Below are 20,646 nucleotides of genomic sequence, written 5' to 3'. Positions count from 1 at the left end.
GGAAGGGTCTGTTTTGTCAGAATGACTTTTTCGGGCAGGTCGGGAATGACGGGTTTTGGTGCCGGCGCGCTTGCGTCGCGCTTGCGGACCATGACCCAGCGGATGAATTCCAGCACCGTCTGGCCGCGCTGGTTGATGCCTTTTGAGCGGACGTAAACGACGCCCGTCTTGCCGTTTGAATTTTCTTTTTTGCCGATGATCGTTGAGACCGTCGAAAGGGTGTCATTGGGAAAGGCGGGCACGCCGAAACGGCAGTCCGCGTAGCCCAGATTGGCGACGGCGTTGAGCGAGATGTCCGGTACTGTTTTTCCAAAAACGACGTGAAAGACAAGCAGGTCGTCGATGGGCGCGTCCCGATACCCGATGCTGCGTGCAAACTGGTCCGACGACTGGACGGCAAAGCGGGAACCGTACAGCGCCGTATAAAGGGCAACGTCTCCGCATGTAACGGTTCGCGGGGTCGCGTGGATAATTTTCTGCCCGATTTCAAAATCTTCGAAAAAATTGCCGACACTCGCTTTTGTCACAAGGCTGCTTCCTTTTCCATTTCCGAAATTGCCGTCGCCATCTGCACCATGCGTTCGGCATTCTGGACATGCAGGTTTTCGATCAGCTTGCCATCGACCACGACGACGCCTTTTCCTTCCGCCGCCGCCGCCTTATGGGCGTCGATGATCTTGTGGGAAAAGGCGATCTCTGCCTCGGAGGGCGCAAAGGCCGTGTTGGCTGCGCTGATCTGTTTTGGGTGGATCAGGGTCTTGCCGTCGAAGCCAAGCTCAACCCCCTGACGGCAGGCATCGGCAAAGCCTTCCGCGTCGCCAAGGTCCAGATAGACGCCGTCAACGATCGCCAGGCCAAAGGCGCGTGCGGCAAGCAGGCAAATGCCCAGGCTGGTCAACATCGGCAATCGCATGGGCGTGTGCGCCGCGTGCAAATCCTTTGCCAAATCGGACGTGCCCATGACGAAACCGCCGAGCCTGGGGCTTGCGCCCGCGATTTCTTCAGCATGGAGGATGCCGGTGGGCGTTTCCATCATGCACCAGATGGCCAAATCGTCCGGGGCACCGTTTGCGACCAGGGTGGCTTCCGCTTCGCGCACCTGTTTGGCGTTGTCGATTTTGGGCAGCAACACGCCGTTTGCACCGGCGGTTGCGGCGGCGACCAGATCGGCCTGGCCCCAGGGCGTATCAGTGCCATTGACCCGAAGCAGGATCTCGCGGTTGCCATAGCCGCCGGTTTTCAGTGCTTCGCAGACCTGCGTGCGGCCCATTTCCTTTGCGTCCGGAGCGACGGCGTCTTCAAGGTCAAAGATCAGGCCGTCGGCGGGAAGGCTGCGGGCCTTTTCAAGGGCACGCGCGTTTGATCCCGGCATGTAGAGGACGCTGCGGCGGGGGCGGGCGGTTTTGGGCATGAAGCACCTCGTCTGCGGTCGGCGGCGGGAGAGTGGTTGAGATTATCGAAAAACTTTAGGCCGAAGCAAGGGGCCTAAGCGTCGTTGCACACGCCTCAGCCAAGGTGGTCCCTGACGAGGATTTCCGCGATCTGTACGGCGTTTAAGGCCGCCCCTTTGCGCAGATTGTCGGCGACGATCCACAAATTCAAGCCGTTCTCGACGGTCGGGTCCTTGCGGATTCGTGAAACAAAGACCGGCTCTTCGCCATTGCATTCCTGGGGCGTGACATAGCCGTCTTCGGTTCGGTAATCGACCACGGAAACGCCGGGAAACGTCTTTAGGGCCTCGCGCGCCTGTTTCACCGTGATGGCGTTTTCAAAGGTCAAATTGACGGCTTCCGCATGACCGATGAAGACCGGCACGCGCACACAGGTTGCCGTCACGGCAATGTCGGGATCCAGAATCTTCTGGGTTTCGACAGCCATCTTCCATTCTTCCTTGGTGTCGCCGTTTTTAAGGAAGACGTCGATTTGCGGGATGACGTTAAACGCGATCTGTTTTGGGAATTCTTCTTTTTCGACCGGGGTGTTGACGTAAATGGCGCGCGTCTGGTTGAACAGCTCGTCCATTGCCTTGCGCCCGGCACCGGAAACGGATTGATAGGTGGAAACCACAACCCGCTGGATGCGCGCCAGATCGTGAAGCGGCTTTAGGGCCATGACCATCTGTATGGTCGAACAATTCGGATTGGCGATGATGTTGCGCGCGCGATAGCCGGCGATGGCGTCGCCATTGACTTCCGGCACGATCAGCGGCACGTCGGCGTCCATCCGGAAATGGGACGTGTTGTCGATGACGACGGCACCGGCCGCCGCTGCCCGGGGCGCATGTTTTTTCGAAACGGCGGCCCCCGGCGAGAAAAGCGCAATGTCGATGCCGGCAAAATCGAAGGATTCCAGCGCCTGCACCTGCAACGGTTTTTCGTCGCCGAAGGAAACTTCAAGGCCTTTGGAGGCCTCGGAGGCAAGGGCGACGACTTTATCGACGGGAAAAGCGCGTTCGGCAAGTATCTGCAATATTTCGTTGCCGACGGCGCCGGTCGCGCCAGCAACAGCAATGCGATATCCCATGGTTTTTAACGTCCAGATTTACGCGTGGGGGGGGGAACAGGATTAGATACGCGCCCAAGGCTCTTTTTTCAAGCGTGCCCTGCGCGTCTTAAGGCGAAAGCTTGTCGAGTTCGCGCAGCAGGGCCTCGCCCATGACCGGGGTTGAGACCCTGGCCATGCCCGGCTGCATGATGTCGGCTGTGCGCAGGCCGCCATCAAGAACATGACGGACCGCGTTTTCGATGGCGCAGGCTTCCTCCTGCAGGTCGAAGGAATAGCGCAGCAGCATCGCAAAGCTCAAAATCGTTGCCAGCGGGTTGGCGATGCCTTGGCCGGTGATGTCCGGCGCGCTTCCATGAACCGGCTCGTAAAGGGCGCGGCTGCGCCCGTTCGCATCGGCCTTCCCAAGGGAGGCGGAAGGCAGCATGCCGAGGGAGCCGGTCAACATCGCCGCTTCGTCCGACAGCATGTCGCCGAAAAGATTGTCGGTTACGATCACGTCAAACTGTTTCGGTTCGCGCACCAGTTGCATGGCGCAGTTGTCCGCGTACATGTGGGTAAGCGCGACGTCGCTATATTCCGCCGCATGCAGCTTGGTCACGTCTTCCCGCCAGAGAAGCCCGCTTTCCATCACGTTGCTTTTTTCGACAGAACAGACGCGGTTGTCGCGTTTTCTGGCAAGGGCGAAGGCGACACGCGCGACGCGGACGATTTCTTTCGTCGTGTAGACTTGCGTGTTGACGCCGCGGCGTTCGCCCTTGCCAATCTCTTCGATGCCTCGGGGCTCGCCGAAATAGATGCCGCCGGTAAGCTCGCGCACGATCAGAATGTCGAGGCCGAAAACACGGTCGCGTTTCAGGGCCGAGGCGTCGGCCAGGGCGTCGAAGACAATCGCCGGGCGCAGATTGGCAAACAGGCCCATTTCCTTGCGGATGCGAAGCAGGCCCCGCTCCGGTTTTTTGTCAAAGGGAAGCACGTCCCATTTCGGTCCGCCGACGGCGCCCAGAAGAACGGCGTCCACCGCCAGGGCGCGCGCCATCGTTTCGTCCGTTAGCGGCGTGCCTTCGACGTCATAGGCGCTGCCGCCAATCAGGCCTTCCTCGATTTCGAATTGCACATCCCGGTGTGTGTCCAGCCAGTGGATCAGGTGGCGGACTTCTGCCATCACCTCGGGGCCAATGCCATCGCCAGGCAAAAGAAGCAGCTTTCCGATTTTAGCCATCGTTTTCATTGCCCGGTTATGGGGAGAGGCTTACGCAACAAGCCAGGGATGTGTCTCACGCTGGCGCGCTTCAAAGGCGGTAATCTTTTCTTCCTTCTGCAGCGTCAACGCAATGTCGTCGAGGCCTTCCAGCAGACAGCGCTTCAGGAAGGGGTCGATCTCGAAGGAAAAAACACCACCATCGGTGCGCGTGACCGTCTGGGCCGCCAGGTCGATGGCAAGCGACCCGTTACGGCCGCGTTCGGCATCCTTCATCAGGGTTTGAACGTCGCCCTGGGGAAGCTGGATGGGCAGAATGCCGTTCTTGAAGCAGTTGCTGTAGAAAATATCGGCGAAGGACGGCGCAATGACGCACCGGATGTTGAAATCCGAAATTGCCCAGACGGCGTGTTCGCGGCTGGAGCCGCAACCGAAATTGCGGCCCGCGACCAGAATGGTGGCGTGCGTCCACGGTTCCCGGTTGAGGATAAAATCCGGTTTTTCGGCGCCGTCCTGGGTGTAACGCATCTCGAAGAAGAGGTTTTTTCCAAGCCCCGTGCGCGTGATTGTCTTTAGGAATTGTTTGGGGACAATCATGTCGGTATCGACATTGATGATCGGCAGCATTGCTGCAATGCCTTTGAAGTTTTTAAATTTTTCCATCGCGTCCGAATCCTTTAAGAGATTTTGCGAATGTCGGCGAGATGTCCGGCGAGGGCTGCGGCGCAGGCCATGATCGGGCTCATCAGATGGGTGCGTCCGTCGCGGCCCTGGCGGCCTTCGAAATTGCGGTTCGAGGTCGAGGCGCAGCGTTCGCCCGGCTTCAGCTTGTCGGCGTTCATCGCCAGGCACATCGAACAGCCGGGCTCGCGCCATTCAAAGCCCGCGTCGAGGAAAATTTGGTCGAGGCCTTCGGCTTCCGCCGCCTGTTTGACCAAGCCTGAGCCCGGCACCACCATGGCGCGAACATGGGCGTTGATTTTCTTTCCCTTTACGATGGCGGCGGCGGCGCGCAGATCTTCGATCCGCCCGTTTGTGCACGAGCCGATGAAGACGCAATCAATTTTGATGTCCTGCATCGGCGTTCCCGCCGTCAATCCCATATAGGCAAGGGCGCGTTCCATGGCACGCCGGCGGTCCGGGTCCGTTTCACGGACCGGGTCCGGCACAGCCCCGGTGATGGGGGCCACGTCCTGGGGGCTGGTTCCCCACGTCACCTGGGGGACGATGGCGTCGGCGTCGAGGGTGACTTCCTTGTCGTAGGTGGCACCTTCGTCGGAAGGAAGCGTCCGCCACATGGCAACCGCCTGTTCCCAGACGGTGCCCGTTGGCACAAAATTCCGGCCTTTCAGATAGGCAAAGGTCGTTTCATCTGGGGCGATGAGGCCTGCGCGTGCGCCTGCCTCAATGGTCATGTTGCAGAGTGTCATCCGCCCTTCCATCGACAGATTTCGAATGGCGTCGCCGGCATATTCAATGACATACCCGGTGCCGCCGGCGGTGCCGATGGCACCGATGATGGCCAGGGCAATGTCCTTGGCCGTGATTTCCGGCCCCAGGGTTCCGGTCACCGTCACGCGCATATTTTTTGCGGGTTTTTGAATAAGCGTCTGGGTGGCCAGGACGTGTTCGACCTCGGACGTGCCGATGCCAAAGGCAAGGGCACCAAAGGCGCCGTGGGTTGCCGTGTGGCTATCGCCGCAGACGATGGTCATGCCGGGTTGCGTAAAGCCCTGCTCTGGTCCGATGACGTGGACAATTCCCTGGCGGATGTCGTCCATCGAAAAATAGGCAATGCCGAATTCCTTGCAGTTTTTTTCGAGGGTTTCGACCTGCATGCGGGATTCCGGGTTGGTGATGCCGGCGGCTCGTGCTGTCGTTGGCACGTTGTGATCGGCGACGGCGAGGGTTGCCTTGGGGTGGCGCAAGCGCCGCCCGGCCGCACGCAGCCCGTCGAAGGCCTGGGGGCTGGTTACCTCATGGACGAGATGCCGGTCGATATAAAGCAGGCAGGTGCCGTCCTTGGCACTTTCCACCAGGTGGGACTGCCAGATTTTATCGAATAATGTCCTCGATCGCGCCATCGTCCTATTCGGCTTTTGCCGCCGCCGCTTTTTTCTTTCCGCGCGTTTTTTTCTTGGTCGGGCTGCTTCCCGCCGCTTCGCGCGCCTTCTCACGCGCTGCAATGCGCCGTGTTGCGTCTTCGGCGATGCGTGCGCTGCGTCCGGAACGTTCACGCAGATAATAGAGTTTTGCCCGTCGCACCGAACCAAAACGCACAACTTCGATGCTGGCGATGCGTGCGGAATAGAGGGGGAAGACACGCTCGACGCCCTCGCCATGGGAAACTTTTCGCACCGTAAAAGCAGAATTGATGCTGCGGTTTGTGCGGGCGATGCAAACGCCTTCGAAAGCCTGAACGCGCTCACGCGATCCTTCAACGACTTTCACGTTTACGCGGACCGTGTCGCCGGCCTGGAAGTCCGGAACGGGGCGTTCGGCGTTCCATTTCTCGATTTCTTTCTTTTCGAGCTGTTCGATGATGTTCATGGTCATTCCTCTTAAAGCTTTTTCCGGACGTAACGGGCCCACAGGTCCGGACGTCGCTTGTGCGTAATTTCTTCCGCCATGGCAAGACGCCAGTCGCGGATTTTCTCATGGTGCCCGGAAAGCAGAACTTCCGGCACCTCGCGGCCTTTCCAGTTTTGCGGCCGGGTGTAGTGCGGGTATTCTAGAAGCCCGCCTTCAAAACTTTCTTCAACCAGGGCATCCTGGCTTCCAATCACCCCCGGCAGCAGCCGCACGCAGGCATCGATCAGCGCGGTTGCGGCCGGTTCGCCGCCAGACAGGATGAAATCGCCGAGGCTGATTTCTTCCATGTCCCATTTCTCCAACACGCGCTCGTCGATGCCCTCGAAGCGTCCGCAAAGAAACGTCACGTCTTTCTCCTGGGCGAGGCGGCGGACGCAATCCTGGTCCAGCGGTCGGCCCCGTGGGGAAAGGCAGATCATCGGCGCTTGTGGGGTGGCTTCCGCCTCAAGGGCCGTATCAATGACGTCGGGGCGAAGCACCATCCCAGGCCCGCCGCCGAAAGGCGTGTCGTCGACAGAGCGGTGTTTATCGCGCGCAAAACGGCGAATGTCCACCACTTCCAAGGCCCAAATCCCGCTTTTACGTGCCTTGCCCGGCAGCGAAAAGTCGAGAATTCCCGGAAACATCTCCGGGTACAGGGTAAAAACCTTTGCCTGCCACAGGGGCGTCTGTCCGGCCACGGCGTTATTCCCCTTCCTTGGCTCGCGGCGGTTCTTTTGGCGGGTGTGCCGCTTGTGATCCACTGCCAGCCTCAGGATTGACACGCATTCGGCCCGCCTTCAGGTCAATCTCGGGGGCCGCCTGATGGGTGAATGGGATCATCAGGGTTGCTCCGCTTTCGGCTCCGATCTCTAAAACATCGCCGGCACCGAAATTATGGACGCCGCGTACGCTGCCAAGGGCGTTGCCGTCTCCGTCCTCGACCCGAAGTCCGATCAGGTCGCCATGGTAATATTCACCCTCTTCCGGTTCGGGCAGGGCGGCGCGCGGTACGTAAAACCGCGTGCCCTTAAGTGCCAGTGCCGTGTCGCGATCGCTAACGCCGGCGACGCGCACCAGAAGATCGTTCTTTGCCCTGCCCTCGACGGAAAGTTTGAAGACGCGTTCGCCCGCTTCGTCCGTGGCCGGGCCATAGGCCGTTAGGTCCTCCGGGTTTTCCGTGAAGCTGCGCACGCGAAGCGTCCCCTTTACGCCATGGGCACCGACGACGGCACCGACGCAGATGCGGTCTGCTTGCGTTTCACGCGCCGGGCGTTTCTCGGTCATCATGGCGTTGCCCTTTAGGAATGGCCGCGCGCTCTATTCTGCTGCGGGCGCGTCTTCGCCTTCCTTGCCGCGGTCCTTTTTAGGGATTGCCTTTTGCGGGTTGTTGCGCCGTGCCGGCATCGGGATGATTCCCGCCTCGCCAAGGAAACGGGCAACGCGATCACTTGGCTTGGCACCAACGGAAAGCCAATGGGTGATCCGGTCCGGGACGAGCTTCACGCGGTCCGGGTTGTCCTTGGCCAGCATCGGGTTGTAGGAGCCGACCTTTTCAAGGAAGCGGCCATCGCGGGGGTTGCGCGAATCCGTTACGACGATCCGATAGAAGGGGCGCTTTTTGGCACCGCCACGGGACATGCGAATTTTAACACTCATCGGCTCTTGCTCTCCTTTAGGCGTTGGGGGGACGCGTTGGGTCAAAGGGGATAGGGCCGCCAAGGGCGGGTTTTCCCATCCCCAGCTTTCCCATATTTCCCATCTTCTTCATTTTCTTCATCATCGTCTGCATGTCGCGGAATTGCTTCAGCAGGCGGTTCACATCGCGCACATCCGTGCCGGACCCTTGCGCGATGCGCTGTTTGCGCGAGGCGTGCAGGATTTTCGGGTTGCGTCGTTCGCCAGGCGTCATCGAATGGATAATGGCTTCCTGGCGTCGCAAGAGGCCTTCGTCGATTTTCGAGGCTGCCCGGTTCTTCTGGAGTTTGTTCAGTCCGGGCAAATGCGAAACCAGTTCGCTGATCCCGCCCATCTTGCGGAGCTGGCGAAACTGCTGCGCCATGTCTTCAAGGTCGAAACGGCCTTTTTCCAGTTTCGAGGTCAGGCGCGCAATGTCTTCTTCGCTGGTCGTCGCCTGGGCTTTTTCGACGAGGCTTACGATGTCGCCCATGCCCAGGATGCGACCGGCGATGCGGTCCGGGTGAAATTCTTCCAGCGCGTCGATTTTTTCACCGACGCCGACAAATTTGATTGGGCAGCCGGTTGCCGCGCGCATGGAAAGGGCGGCACCGCCGCGCGCGTCCCCGTCAAGGCGCGTCAGCACGATGCCGGTGAGGCCAATGCGGGCATGGAAAGTTTCGGCCACGCCAAGGGCGTTCTGGCCCGTCATGGCATCGGCGACAAGCAGGGTTTCGGTCGGCGTGACGGCGTTGCGGACGGCCTCGGCCTCGGCCATCATGGCGTCGTCAATCTGCAGCCGCCCGGCGGTGTCGAGCAGCACGATGTCGAACCCGCCCTTGCGGGCATCGGCCATGGCGCGCTTTGCAATCGCGACCGGCGCTTCGTCTTTTATCGGCGTCAGCACGGCGAGGGACGCCTGTTGGCCTAGAACGCCAAGCTGTTCCTGGGCGGCGGGCCGATAAACGTCAAGGGACGCCATCAGCACCTTTTTCTTTTCCTTTTGGGTCAGACGCTGGGCGATCTTGGCGACCGTCGTCGTTTTTCCCGAGCCTTGGAGGCCGACGACAAGAATGGCAAGGGGCGGTTCCGCGTTCAGGTTCAGGCCCTGGGCCTCGGCGCCAAGCATTTCGACAAGGGTATCGTGGACGATTTTCACGACCATCTGACCGGGGGCGATGGCGCGCGCGACCGCTTCGCCGACGGCGCGTTCCTCGATTTTGGTGATGAAATCCTTGACGACGGGCAGGGCGACGTCCGCTTCCAAAAGCGCAATCCGGATTTCCCGAAGCGCTGATTTCACGTCCTCTGGCGAAAGGGCACCACGTTTGCGGAGCCGATCAAAGACGTCACCAAGCCGGTTTGTAAGACTTTCGAACATGGTTTCCTTAAAAGTCGGGTCGTTCTTAAAAACGCGGTCTTTCAACGCAAAAAACGCCAGCGCGCGAAACTCGCGGACTGGCGGCCCCCCTCGAGAGGGAAAAGGCCTTTTTGGGCGGAAAGTTCGCGGCATGCTAGGGGGCCACGCGCAAAACATCAAGCCTTTCCGGGGGCTTTTGCCAAGGCGGAGGGCTTTTGCCAAGGCGACAGTCGCGCTTGCGCTGGCCGTCACGCGTCGGCCATAAGATAGGGCGATGACGGATGAGACTGTTTATGGAGAAATTAAAGCGGCGCTGGCCCCCCTTGGGCTGATTGCCCGGGGCGGCTTTTACCCAGAGGCTGGCGATGACGTGCCGCTTCTGGCTTCCGGGCACATGGCAAAGACCCTGATCATGATCGGCAATGCCGGCGGCGCGCTTTGGGAGGTTTTCCCCCTTTCGCCCGAAGCGGCGGATGGCGAGGCCGATCCCCTTGATCGCTGGACGGCCCGGGTGCTGGCGCCTCTGGCGTTAAGGCTTGGGGCCGAATTGTTCTTTCCCTTTGGCGGTGGCGGCCACCCCTTTGCCCGCTGGGCCCAACGGGCCGAGGCGGTCGCGCCCTCGCCGCTCGGTCTTCTCATTCACCCGGAACATGGCCTGTGGCATGCCTATCGCGGGGCGTTTGCCTTTGCCGGGACGCTGCCCGTGGCCCCACGGGTCGACAGGCCTGTTCCTTGCGACACTTGCGCGGCAAAGCCCTGTCTGGACGCCTGTCCGGTGGGCGCGTTTGCGTCGTCCAGCTATGACGTGCCGGCTTGCGCGACCTATCTGACGACGCCTGCGGGAAACGCCTGTCTGGAGGCGGGATGCCAGGCCCGGCGCGCCTGTCCGGTGGCGGCCCCCAACGCGCCCGTTCAGGCGTCTTTTCATATGGCGGCCTTTTTCCGCTCGTTGTGCAACGCCGGTCTCACCGGAAACGAATAGACTTCCCAAGCTTTTCGGCCATATAAGCGGGCATGGAAACGTTTTCTTTTCAAAAAATGCAGGGCGCTGGCAACGACTTTGTCGTGCTCGATGGCCGGACGCCGGATTCGCCCGCGTTGGGTTTGCCGGAGGCGGCGTTTAGCGCCGCTGGTGCGCGCGCCATTGCCGCGCGTCACACGGGTGTCGGTTGTGATCAGGTTGTGTTGATTGAAGATGCGCGCGACGCGACGGCGCAGATGCGTATCCGCAACGCCGATGGTGGCGAGGTTTCGACCTGTGGCAATGCGACGCGCTGCGTGGCGCTTTTGCTGATGGACGAAGGGGCGGAAAGCCGCGTGACCATTGCCACGAAGGCGGGCGTGCTGGAAGCCACGCGCGACGATACGGGCTGCATCTCGGTCCATATGGGGCCGGCACAAACCGATTGGCAGGCGATCCCCCTGAAGGAGGCCGCCGATACGCTGCATCTCGCCCTTGGCGATGGCGCGCTTGGGGACGCCGTGGCCGTCAGCACGGGCAATCCCCATGCGGTTTTCTTTGTCGAGGACGCGGAAAAGGTGCCCCTTGGCGAAATCGGTCCGGTTCTGGAACGGGACCCGATTTTTCCTGAACGGGCGAACATCGGCATTGCGCAAATGCTTGGCGACAATCGCCTGCGCCTGCGCGTCTGGGAACGTGGCGCGGGTCTGACGCCGGCTTGTGGCAGCGGCGCGTGCGCCGCTGTCGTCGCTGCCAGCCGCCGGGGGCTTTTGGAAACGGGTGCCGCGATTGAGGTTGTGCAGGATGGCGGCAGCCTGTTTGTGCGCCTCTTTCTCGGTGGCGATGTGTTGCTTTCAGGTCCGGCATTGCGAAGTTTTTCAGGCGAGATTTCCTGCGAATGGCTGGCCCGGGAGATGGGGCCATGACGGCGCCGGACGTTCTTACCTTCGGTTGCCGGCTGAACGCGTATGAGTCGGAAGTCATCAAGGCCCATGCGCGCGGTGCCGGTGAAACCGATGTTGTCTATGTCAACACCTGCGCCGTCACGGCAGAGGCCGAGCGCCAGGCGCGCCAGGCCATCCGGCGTCTGCGCCGCCAACGTCCGGACGCGCGCATCGTTGTGACCGGCTGTGCCGCGCAAATTTCGCCCGAAACCTATGGGCAGATGCCGGAGGTCGATTTCGTGCTTGGCAACGCCGAGAAGCTGGATCCGAAAAACTATGGCGATCCGTCCGGCGCGCGCATTCAGGTGAACGATATTTTTTCCGTGCGCGAGACGGCGTCGCATCTTGTCCAGGGGTTCGAAGGTCGCGCGCGGGCCTTCCTGCAGGTGCAGAACGGTTGCGATCATCGCTGCACATTCTGCATCATTCCCTATGGCCGGGGGGCAAGCCGCAGTGTGCCGCTGGGGGAACTTGTCGACGCGGCGCGCGCCCTTCTCGCCAATGGGTACAAGGAAATCGTTCTGACCGGTGTTGATCTGACCTCTTATGGCGCGGACCTTCCCGGCAAGCCGGGCTTTGGCGCGATGCTGCGCCGGTTCTTTGCCCTGGTGCCGGAATTGCCGCGCCTGCGCCTTTCTTCCATCGACGTGGCGGAGGTGGACGCGGATCTCTTGCGCCTGCTTGCGGACGAGCCCCGATTGATGCCGCATCTGCATTTAAGCCTGCAATCGGGCAATGACATGATTTTAAAGCGCATGAAACGTCGCCACAGCCGCGCCCAGGCTATCGCCTTTTGCGAACGCGCACGGAATTTGCGCAAAGACATCGTCTTTGGCGCCGATCTGATTGCAGGCTTTCCGACGGAAACGGACGCCATGTTTGAAGACACGCTTAGCCTGGTTGCGGCCTGCGGTCTGACCTATCTGCATGTCTTTCCCTATTCCGCCCGCCCGGAAACGCCAGCGGCACGGATGCCCCAGGTGCCGGGTGAAATTCGCAAGGCGCGCGCGGCGCGGCTGCGCGCAGCGGGCAAGCAGGCCGAGCGACGTTTTCATGAAGCCTGTGCCGGCACGCGCGCAAAGCTGCTGGTTGAAACGCCACGCCTTGGCCGCAGCGAACATTTCGCGCCCGTGCGGCTGGATACGGATGCTCTTCCCGGGACGATTGTCTCCGCCGGGATTGAATTGGGCGCGGAGGAATTGTTGGGGCGGGTTTCCCGATAATGCGCGCATGGTGAAAGGGACAAGCTGGCTTGCGCGCCTTCGAACGGGGCTTAAAAAATCATCGGCGAAGCTTACGGACGGCATCGGCGGTATTTTCAAAAACCGGCCGCTGGACACCGCCACCCTCGAAGAACTGGAAGAACTTCTGATTGGGGCCGACCTTGGCGTGGCGGCGGCATCCCGGCTTGTTGCGTCCTTAAAGGAAACGCGTTTCGGCAAGGACGTGACGCCGGAAGACGTGCGTGAAGCCCTGGCGACGGCGGTGCAAGCTCTTCTCGACCCGGTGGCAAAACCGCTTGCGATCGATCCCGAAAAAAAACCCTTCGTCGTTCTTGTTGTCGGCGTGAACGGCAGCGGCAAGACGACAACCCTTGGCAAATTGGCGGCACGCTATGCAACGGAAGGCCATCGCGTTCTTCTTGCTGCCGGGGATACGTTTCGCGCGGCGGCGGTTTCGCAATTGCAGCTTTGGGGCGAACGGGCAGGTGTGCCCGTTTTTACGCGGGAAGCGGGTTCGGACGCAGCGGCGCTTGCCTTTGATGCCTATGAACAGGCGACGCGTGATGGGCGCGACGTGCTGCTGGTGGATACGGCGGGCCGGCTGCAGAACAAGCTGGAACTGATGGAAGAACTGAAGAAAATTGTTCGCGTGCTGAAAAAATGCGACCCCACAGCCCCCCATGCAACGCTTTTAATTCTGGATGCGAATGTCGGGCAAAACGCGCATTCCCAGGTCGAAGCTTTTTGCCAGGCGGTGGCACTCACGGGCCTGATGGTGACCAAGCTGGACGGCACGGCACGTGGCGGCGTTGTCGTGGCCCTGGCCGAGCGTTTTGGCTTGCCGGTCCATGCGGTGGGGGTTGGCGAAGCGGTAGACGATTTACACGCCTTTGATCCGCGTGCTTTTGCGCGTGGCCTATTGGGGCTCGACCTGCAAAATCCGCAAGCGTAACCGGGCCGCTTTTTAGACGACGAGATCGAGAAGACTGCCGCGTGGCAGGTCGCGCGCATAGGCCTCTGCGGATTTTTTTGGGTCGAAAAGGGCTTTTGGGGGCTGGGGCGGAGCGGATGCCTGAGCTTCCCGTGGGACCGCGCCCGCCTTGCGGGCCGCCAACACCTGCTGTGCCGCCAGCGCGGCGGGTGCCGCCTGCGGGTTTTGGGGCGTTGGCTGTGGAGAGAGGGCCTGAAGAAGCGCCGGGATCGGCGTAACGTTCATCCTGCCTAGCCTCGTGGATTGTGCATATCGTGAAAGACCGTCAGGCTAGGCGCTGTCTCTTTAAAAAGCGTTAAGGCGCGTGCCTTGCGCGGTTCTCTTCATTCGCCTTCGCTGGCCTTTTTCCCATTGCCCATAATTTTTTTAAGAACCAGGTAAGGAATGGGCAACCATCCTTCGGTTAGGGTGTCGGACTGACGTGACAAGTGCATGCCGTCATAGAGCGTGTGTGCAGCCGAAGAGGGGGCGGACGCATCGGGCAATTCGGCTCATAATGGCACCGGGGTTTGTTCGTGTGGGACTGGGATGAAGAAGATGGGAAACAAAGAGATTGAGCAATTGCTCAATCTGGCGCGTGACAAATCCGACGCCGGAAGAAAACGTCTGATCAACACGGTGAGCGACCTCTTTACCAACGAGGCCAGCACGATCAGCGAGCGCGAGCACGCGCTCATGACGGATATCCTCAATCAGCTGGTCCGCGAAGTGGAAATGGTCGTCCGTCGTCATCTTTCCGAGCGGATGGCGGTTTTGCCAAATGCGCCGCGTGAATTGATTTTGATGCTTGCCAATGACGAGACCGAAGTTGCCAGACCCGTTCTTCTGAAAAGCGAAATTCTTCACGACATCGATCTTATCGAAGTTATTCAACATCGGGCGATGGAGCATCAACTTGCCATCGCCATGCGAAATAATGTCAGCGAAATTGTTTCCGACGCGCTTGTTGAAGCCGGCAACGTCGATGTAATCAAGACGCTTCTTGAAAATGTGGACGCCAAAATTTCCAAAGGCACGCGGGAATATCTTGTCGATCAATCGAAAAAAGAAAACGTCTATTGCGAGCCGCTTATTCGGCGGCCGGATCTGGGCCCGGAACTTGCCGAAAAAATGTATTGGTGGGTATCGGCGGCGCTTCGAAAAGAAATTGCCACCAATTTTGATATTGATGTTGCCGCGCTTGACGATCAGATCGAGGCATCGGTCAAGGATATCATGGCGGCTGAAGACGGTGTCGTGCCGAAGGCGGTAAAGAAACCGGATTCAGCCGAACGTCTTGCAAAAGACATCAATGTCACGCCCGAATTGCTGATCCGCGTCCTGCGTCAGGGCGAAATTTCCCTCTTCGCGGCGCTTTTTGCGAAATATACCGAGCTTTCCGGCAAGCTTGTGCGCCGCCTTCTGTTCGAACCGGGCGGCGAAGGCATGGCCATTGCCTGCAAGGCAAAAAACCTTCCCAAGCAGAGTTTTGCCTCGATTTTTCTGCTGAGTCGCAAGGCGCGCGCCTCGGAAAACGGGATAGACCCGGGGGAACTTTCACGGGTTCTTGCCTTTTACGAGCGCATTGACTCCGAAGCGGCGGCTACCGTTGCAAAACAATGGCGCCGTGACCCCGAATATCTTTATGCTATAAAGCGGCTTGATCGGGGCAAGGACGACCCTGAAGAAAAATAACCGCAAGGTGGCCTTCGTGTTTTAAGGGGTGCTTTGCCGGGCATCGCCTTATGGGGGCATTTCGGAACCTTGCAACGTAAAGAAGCAAACCCTTCGCATCTTCGATCCGTCGATCCGGCCCCGGAAGAACCGGGGTCTTCGCAGGCGCTTGAGAGCCTTCAGGTGCAGATGGGGGCGGATTTTCTGGAATCCGCATATCCCGTCTACATGGCTGATCTTGACGGCCAGCTTCTTTATACGAATGAAGCCTTCGATGCGTTGTGCCAGGTTTCGGATGACGGCACAACGACCGCGCCGCCGTTTTCGCTCCAGGAAATTGTGGATGCTGTGCGACGGGACGCACAGGCTTTTCATCACAGCTTTTCGCTTCGCCGCGGGGCGCATAACGAAACCTTCCATTCGCGCCATTTTCCGGTCCACGACTCCGATGGAACGCTTGTGGCCGTCGCAGGCAGCGTGCAAAATTTGGGCTATGGCGTCAGCCTTCGCAAGCAAGTAGCGGCAGAGCGTAAACGTTTCGAAGATCTCGCCCGGCTTGTGTCGGACTGGCTGTGGGAAACGGACGCACATTTTAATTTCACGTACGCTTCGTCGCGTATCTTCGACCTGGTTGGTGTGTTGCCGCGTGAGCTTGAGGGGCAGAGCCTTTTCACGTTCGGACGGTTTCAATCGGTTGGCGAAAGCATCGACCGGCCGGGCCCGGACATGCGCTCGCCCTTCCGGGAAGAACTTTATGAGGTGCCCCTTCCTGAAGGCGGGGTGCGGACCTTCCGTTTAAGTGGCCTTCCTATTTTCGATGATGAAAATGGGAAGTTTTGCGGTTATCGCGGGACCGCGGAAGACGTGACGAATGAAACGCTGGCTTGGTCCCGGGCGATCAAGTCGAGAATGCATCTCGTTGAAGCCATCGAAAGCATCCAGGATGCGTTTGTTATTTTCGATGATGCGGAAAAACTTGTTCTTTGCAATTCGCGGTTTCGCCAGAATTTCTTGGAGGAGACGGCGCTTTCCGAATCGGATACTACGCTTGAAGATATCCTGCGCGTGAACGTTGAGTCGGACCGCATTGTCGTGCCGGAACAGGACCCGGCCTGGTTTATTGGCCGCCTGCGCCAGCTTCGCCGGGAATCGGGTTCTCTCGAATTGGAATTGCGTGGCGGCGTCTGGGTGAATTTTACGCTTCAGCGCATCACGGATGGCGGTTGGATTGGGTTCTTTTCCGATATTACCGGCCTGAAGGAACGTGAGGCAAATTTGCAATCCGCAAAAGATGCTGCCGAAGCGGCCAGCCTGGCAAAATCGGAATTCCTTGCCAATATGAGTCACGAATTGCGCACGCCTTTAAACGCGGTGATTGGTTTTTCCGAGGTGATGCATCGTGAATTGATGGGCCCGCTTGGCAGTGACAGCTATCGTAATTATGCCGGGGATATTCTTGAAAGCGGTCGCCACCTTCTTGGAATCATCAATACCATTCTTGATGTTTCGAAGGCTGAAGCCGGTGGGCTGGATCTTGAAGAGCAGTTGATTGACCTTTGTCAGACGACAGAAGCGGCCCTTCGGGTTGTGCGTCAAAAGGCCGTGGATGGGGATGTCAGGCTTGCCTGCCGGATTGCGCCGGGGCTTCCACGCTTCCGTGGTGACGCAACGAAGCTAAAACAGATTCTGCTGAACCTGCTGGCAAATGCCATTAAATTTACGCCGGAAGGCGGGCGCATTGATGTTGACATTGCGCGATGCCCGAATGGGGGCCTGCGCATCGATGTTACGGACACCGGTATCGGTATTGCGGCAGAGGACATTGCCACGGCATTGGCCCCTTTCGGGCAGATCGATAGTGCCATCGGTCGCCGCTATCCCGGAACTGGCCTGGGGTTGCCGCTTACGAAGAAGCTTGTAGAGCTTCACGGCGGCACGCTTTCCCTTTCCAGCGTTCCGGATCAGGGAACAAAGGTGGCGGTGTGGTTTCCGCCGGAACGTCTCGAAACCCAGGATTTTTCGCCATCACCGGCGAACGCGACGTAATCCGAAACGCGTTCGGGGTTACGTCGATCGAAGGGCGATAACGCCCGGCAGATCCTTGCCGCCCAGCCAGTCCAGAAAAGCGCCGCCGGCAGTTGAGACGTAAGAAAACGCGTTTTCGACACCGGCCTGGTGCAGCGCGGCAATGGTATCGCCGCCGCCGCCGACGGAAACAAGCTTTCCTTCGCGGGTAAGCGCTGCCGCGACTTTTGCTGCCTGGGTTGTTCCCGCATCGAAGGGCGGGATTTCAAACGCGCCCAGGGGCCCGTTCCAGACCAGCGTTTTTGAGGCGCGCAAGGTTTCGCCAAGCAGGGCCACCGTCTTTGGTCCCAGGTCAAGGATCATCGCTTCCTTCGGCACAGCCGCTATCGGGACCGTTTTGGTGGCAATGCCGACGCGCAGTTTGGACGCAATAACGGCGTCTTCTGGAAGCAGCAATCGGCACCCGCTGCTTTTTGCGCGACTCTGGATGGCTGTCGCCATTTCCACCATGTCCGGTTCGGCAAGGGATTTCCCAATTTCGATCCCTTGCGCCAGCAGAAAGGTGTTGGCCATCGCACCGCCGATGGCGAGCGAATCCATCTTGCAGACAAGGTGATTGAGGATCGCAAGCTTTGTCGAAACTTTTGCGCCGCCAACGATGGCGCAGATTGGCCGGACGGGGTTTCTGAGCATTGCCTCAAGGGTTGAAAGTTCCTGTTCAAGCAACGGCCCGGCGGCGGCGGGAAGTTTTTTTGCAAGCCTCTCGACGGACGCGTGCGCTCGATGGGAACAGGAAAAGGCATCGTTGATGTAAAGGTCGCCAAGGGCCGCCAGTTCGCACGCAAACGCGTCGTCATTTTTTTCCTCGCCTTCGTGAAAGCGCAAATTTTCAAGAAGGGCGATCTCGCCGGCGTTGAGTCGGGCCACGATTTCCGCCGCGGGCTTGCCAATGCAATCCTCGGCGAACGCGACCGTTTTTGGCTTCAGCATCGCTTCGAGTGGGCCAAGAAGCGCGCGCAGCGAAAGCGCCGCCACCCGCTTGCCCTTTGGGCGCCCCAGATGGGAAAGCAGGATCACCTTTGCGCCGCGTTCCAACAATGTGTGGATCGTTGGCAGGACGCGCGTGATGCGCTGGGTGTTGGTGACGATGCCGTTTTGCATCGGCACGTTGAAATCGACGCGAAGCAGGACGCGCAATCCCTTGACGTCAAGATCGTCAAGCGTTCGAAAGGCGGTCAGTTTCGTCATGGCGTGCCGGATCGTAAAAGAGCGATTAAGCGAGCCGTTGACGAACGGCGTCAACGACCGCCTCCGGGGTAATCCCGAAATGTGGGTACAGGTCCTTGGCTGGCGCGGAAGCCCCAAAGCCGGCCATGCCGATAAAGATGCCGTCCAGGCCAAGGTAACGGTCCCAGCTCATGGAAATTGCGGCCTCAATGGCGACGCGGATCGTATTTGTTCCAAGGACGTCTTCGCGATAGGCGGCATCTTGCGCATCGAAAAGTTCCTGGCAGGGCATCGAAACGACGCGGGCGGCCACGCCTTCTTTTGCCAGCGTTTTGTGGGCGGCAAGGGCGATGCCAATTTCCGAGCCGGTTGCGATCAGGGTGACCTTCGCCTCACCCTTGGAAGGCACCAGGACGTAGGCCCCTTTTGCCGAAAGATTTTCAGGCGTTGTATCGGTGCGCACGCAGGCCAGTCCCTGGCGGGAGAGCGCAAGGACGGAAGGCCGGTTCCGCATGGCGATGGCAAGCGCCCAGCATTCTGCCGTTTCCACGGCATCCGCCGGGCGAAACACATGCAAATTCGGAATTGCGCGCAAGGCGGCCAGATGTTCGACCGGCTGATGGGTCGGGCCGTCCTCGCCAAGGCCGATCGAATCATGGGTCATGACGTAAATGACGCCCTGTTCCATCAGCGCGGAAAGCCGCATCGCCGGTCGGCAGTAATCCGAGAAGACCAGAAAGGTGCCGCCATAGGGAAGCACGCCCCCATGCAGGGCAAGCCCGTTCATCGCTGCCGCCATCGCGTGTTCGCGTACGCCGTAATAAATATAATTGCCGCCGTAATCGTCCCGATGGATTGGTTTCTGGCGGGGCGTTTTTGTGTTGTTCGAACCGGTCAGATCAGCCGAGCCGCCGATGAGTTCAGGCAGGGCTTCGGCCACTTTTTCCAGCACAATTTCAGACGCCTTGCGCGTGGCAAGGGTCGGCATTTGGGCGAGGAAGTCTTTCTTTACGCGATCCACCGCGTCTTCCCAGCCCTGGGGCAAATGCTTGTCGAGGACGCGCGTGAATTCCTGACGCTTCGGCGCGTCCATGCGGTCGCGTTGTGCTTCCCATGCCTTGCGTGCCGCGCGACCGCGTTCGCCAATTTTCCGCCAGGCGCGTTGAATGGCTTCCGGCAGGACAAAGGGCGCGTGCGGCCAGTCCAGGGCTTGTCGCGTTCCAGCGACCTCGTCGGTGCCAAGGGCCGCGCCGTGGGTTGCAGACGTTCCGGCCTTTGTCGGCGCGCCATAGCCGATGGTCGTCCGGCACGCAATGAGGGAGGGCCGGTCCGATGTCTGCGCTTTGGCGAGCGCCTGGAAGATGGCGTCGAGATCATGGCCGTCAATGCGCGTGGTCGTCCAGCCGGCTGCCTCGAAGCGCTTTAACTGATCGTCGGAAACCGTAAGGGATGTCGGCCCGTCGATTGAGATTTCGTTGTCGTCAAAGAGCAAAATCAGCTTGCGAAGACGCAGATGCCCGGCGAGCGAGATGGCTTCATGGCTAATTCCCTCCATCAGGCAGCCATCGCCGGCGATGACATAGGTTCGGTGGTCAACAACGTCTTCACCAAAGCGTGCTGCCAGGTTCCGTTCGGCGAGGGCCATGCCGACAGCGTTTGCCAAGCCCTGGCCAAGGGGGCCGGTTGTGGTTTCAATGCCTTGGGTGTGGCCATATTCCGGGTGGCCGGGGGTGCGCGCGCCAAGCTTGCGGAAGCGTTCGATCTCTTCGATCGGCATGTCCGCATAGCCGGTAAGATGCAAAAGCGCGTACAGCAGCATCGAGCCATGTCCGGCCGAAAGCACGAAGCGATCGCGGTCCGGCCAATTCGGGGCGGCGGCGTCGAATTTCAGGAAATTCTGGACCAGCACGGTTGCGACGTCCGCCATGCCCATTGGCATGCCGGGATGGCCGGATTGTGCTTTTTCCACGGCGTCCATCGCCAGCACGCGGATGGCATTGGCCAGGTCCCGGTGGGACGGTGCCGTCTGAGGGGTCGGATCGGGGTTTTGGGCGTTGGGGTTCACGGTCGTTTCGACGCTCTGGTTTTTTGCTTGAATTCAGGCATTGCCAAGGTTGCTACGAAGTTGGCTGCGCCAGTGTAGGCGATGAGACGTCTATAACAGATCGGGCCGTGTGGGGGGAGAGCCCTTTTCCGTAAAAACGATTTCGGGGCCAATATTTCACCGTGATACGGATTTGCGCTTTGCAAGCTGTCCTTGGCCGGAACGGATTTGATCCCACCGGAGGCATGGGCTATTAGGCTATGCCAA

The 20,646-nt window shown here is 59.8% G+C and carries 21 protein-coding genes; 7 read left to right on the top strand and 14 right to left on the bottom strand.

Features of this window, described 5'->3' with window-relative positions; all coding sequences use genetic code 11:
- The 11 genes from COA65_08135 to COA65_08085 all read right to left on the bottom strand — a co-directional run.
- On the bottom strand, positions 1 to 527 hold a 527-nt coding region (locus tag COA65_08135; GenBank protein PCJ58393.1), incomplete at its 3' end, for a hypothetical protein.
- Positions 524 to 1,411 carry a CoA ester lyase gene (locus tag COA65_08130; GenBank protein ID PCJ58392.1) on the bottom strand — a complete coding sequence of 296 codons (888 nt, stop codon included), beginning with the start codon at positions 1,409 to 1,411 and terminating at the stop codon, positions 524 to 526. The genes COA65_08130 and COA65_08135, both read right to left, overlap by 4 nt.
- A 95-nt stretch (positions 1,412 to 1,506) precedes the next feature.
- A complete protein-coding gene (locus COA65_08125; GenBank protein ID PCJ58391.1) occupies positions 1,507 to 2,523 on the bottom strand; it encodes an aspartate-semialdehyde dehydrogenase in 1,017 nt (338 codons plus the stop codon).
- A gap of 88 nt (positions 2,524 to 2,611) precedes the next feature.
- The gene (gene leuB / locus COA65_08120) at positions 2,612 to 3,724 is read right to left on the bottom strand and encodes a 3-isopropylmalate dehydrogenase (GenBank protein ID PCJ58401.1); all 1,113 of its coding nucleotides are present in this window, start codon (positions 3,722 to 3,724) and stop codon (positions 2,612 to 2,614) included.
- Between the two features lie 30 nt (positions 3,725 to 3,754).
- A complete protein-coding gene (leuD, locus tag COA65_08115) occupies positions 3,755 to 4,366 on the bottom strand; it encodes a 3-isopropylmalate dehydratase small subunit (protein ID PCJ58390.1) in 612 nt (203 codons plus the stop codon).
- A 14-nt stretch (positions 4,367 to 4,380) separates the two neighbouring features.
- Positions 4,381 to 5,787 (bottom strand): 3-isopropylmalate dehydratase large subunit, encoded by a 1,407-nt coding sequence (gene leuC, locus COA65_08110; protein PCJ58389.1) that lies wholly within the window; start codon positions 5,785 to 5,787, stop codon positions 4,381 to 4,383.
- Between the two features lie 4 nt (positions 5,788 to 5,791).
- On the bottom strand, positions 5,792 to 6,253 hold the full coding sequence (locus COA65_08105; GenBank protein PCJ58400.1) for a 50S ribosomal protein L19: 462 nt from the start codon (positions 6,251 to 6,253) through the stop codon (positions 5,792 to 5,794).
- An 11-nt stretch (positions 6,254 to 6,264) separates the two neighbouring features.
- Entirely contained in the window at positions 6,265 to 6,975 is a 711-nt protein-coding gene (locus COA65_08100; GenBank protein PCJ58388.1) for a tRNA (guanosine(37)-N1)-methyltransferase TrmD, read from the bottom strand.
- Between the two features lie 4 nt (positions 6,976 to 6,979).
- Entirely contained in the window at positions 6,980 to 7,561 is a 582-nt protein-coding gene (rimM, locus tag COA65_08095) for a 16S rRNA processing protein RimM (GenBank protein PCJ58399.1), read from the bottom strand.
- A 33-nt stretch (positions 7,562 to 7,594) separates the two neighbouring features.
- Positions 7,595 to 7,933, bottom strand: a complete 339-nt coding sequence (locus COA65_08090; GenBank protein ID PCJ58387.1) for a 30S ribosomal protein S16 — start codon at positions 7,931 to 7,933, stop codon at positions 7,595 to 7,597.
- A 16-nt stretch (positions 7,934 to 7,949) separates the two neighbouring features.
- On the bottom strand, positions 7,950 to 9,332 hold the full coding sequence (locus COA65_08085) for a signal recognition particle protein (GenBank protein PCJ58386.1): 1,383 nt from the start codon (positions 9,330 to 9,332) through the stop codon (positions 7,950 to 7,952).
- Between COA65_08085 and COA65_08080 the strand changes: the two genes are divergently transcribed.
- From COA65_08080 to COA65_08060, 5 genes are read left to right on the top strand one after another with little or no spacing between them, the layout of a single operon-like run.
- On the top strand, positions 9,331 to 9,576 hold the full coding sequence (locus COA65_08080) for a hypothetical protein (protein ID PCJ58385.1): 246 nt from the start codon (positions 9,331 to 9,333) through the stop codon (positions 9,574 to 9,576). The genes COA65_08085 and COA65_08080 overlap by 2 nt on opposite strands.
- A gap of 9 nt (positions 9,577 to 9,585) precedes the next feature.
- Entirely contained in the window at positions 9,586 to 10,293 is a 708-nt protein-coding gene (locus COA65_08075; protein ID PCJ58384.1) for a ferredoxin, read from the top strand.
- 32 nt (positions 10,294 to 10,325) lie between these two features.
- Entirely contained in the window at positions 10,326 to 11,198 is an 873-nt protein-coding gene (locus tag COA65_08070; GenBank protein PCJ58383.1) for a diaminopimelate epimerase, read from the top strand.
- Entirely contained in the window at positions 11,195 to 12,439 is a 1,245-nt protein-coding gene (locus COA65_08065) for a tRNA (N(6)-L-threonylcarbamoyladenosine(37)-C(2))-methylthiotransferase MtaB (GenBank protein PCJ58398.1), read from the top strand. The genes COA65_08070 and COA65_08065 overlap by 4 nt, the downstream gene beginning before the upstream one ends.
- A 7-nt stretch (positions 12,440 to 12,446) precedes the next feature.
- Entirely contained in the window at positions 12,447 to 13,391 is a 945-nt protein-coding gene (locus tag COA65_08060; GenBank protein PCJ58382.1) for a signal recognition particle-docking protein FtsY, read from the top strand.
- A gap of 12 nt (positions 13,392 to 13,403) precedes the next feature.
- Here the strand turns inward: COA65_08060 and COA65_08055 are convergent, their stop codons facing one another.
- Complete coding sequence (locus COA65_08055; protein ID PCJ58381.1) at positions 13,404 to 13,655, bottom strand: hypothetical protein; 252 nt, start codon at positions 13,653 to 13,655, stop codon at positions 13,404 to 13,406.
- Between the two features lie 303 nt (positions 13,656 to 13,958).
- On the opposite strand from COA65_08055, the gene COA65_08050 reads away from it, so the two are divergent.
- Positions 13,959 to 15,104 carry a hypothetical protein gene (locus tag COA65_08050; protein ID PCJ58380.1) on the top strand — a complete coding sequence of 382 codons (1,146 nt, stop codon included), beginning with the start codon at positions 13,959 to 13,961 and terminating at the stop codon, positions 15,102 to 15,104.
- Positions 15,105 to 15,137: 33 nt separating this feature from the next.
- Positions 15,138 to 17,129 (top strand): hypothetical protein, encoded by a 1,992-nt coding sequence (locus tag COA65_08045; GenBank protein ID PCJ58379.1) that lies wholly within the window; start codon positions 15,138 to 15,140, stop codon positions 17,127 to 17,129.
- Between the two features lie 18 nt (positions 17,130 to 17,147).
- On the opposite strand, the gene pgk is transcribed toward COA65_08045, so the two are convergent.
- On the bottom strand, positions 17,148 to 18,356 hold the full coding sequence (gene pgk / locus COA65_08040; GenBank protein PCJ58378.1) for a phosphoglycerate kinase: 1,209 nt from the start codon (positions 18,354 to 18,356) through the stop codon (positions 17,148 to 17,150).
- A gap of 25 nt (positions 18,357 to 18,381) precedes the next feature.
- Positions 18,382 to 20,400 (bottom strand): transketolase, encoded by a 2,019-nt coding sequence (tkt, locus tag COA65_08035; GenBank protein ID PCJ58377.1) that lies wholly within the window; start codon positions 20,398 to 20,400, stop codon positions 18,382 to 18,384.
- Positions 20,401 to 20,646: the final 246 nt, after the last annotated feature.

The organism is Rhodospirillaceae bacterium, assembly GCA_002746255.1.
Lineage (GTDB): Bacteria > Pseudomonadota > Alphaproteobacteria.
Note: the sequence above shows the minus strand (reverse complement) of the source record. Positions and strands in the feature narration are given on the sequence as shown.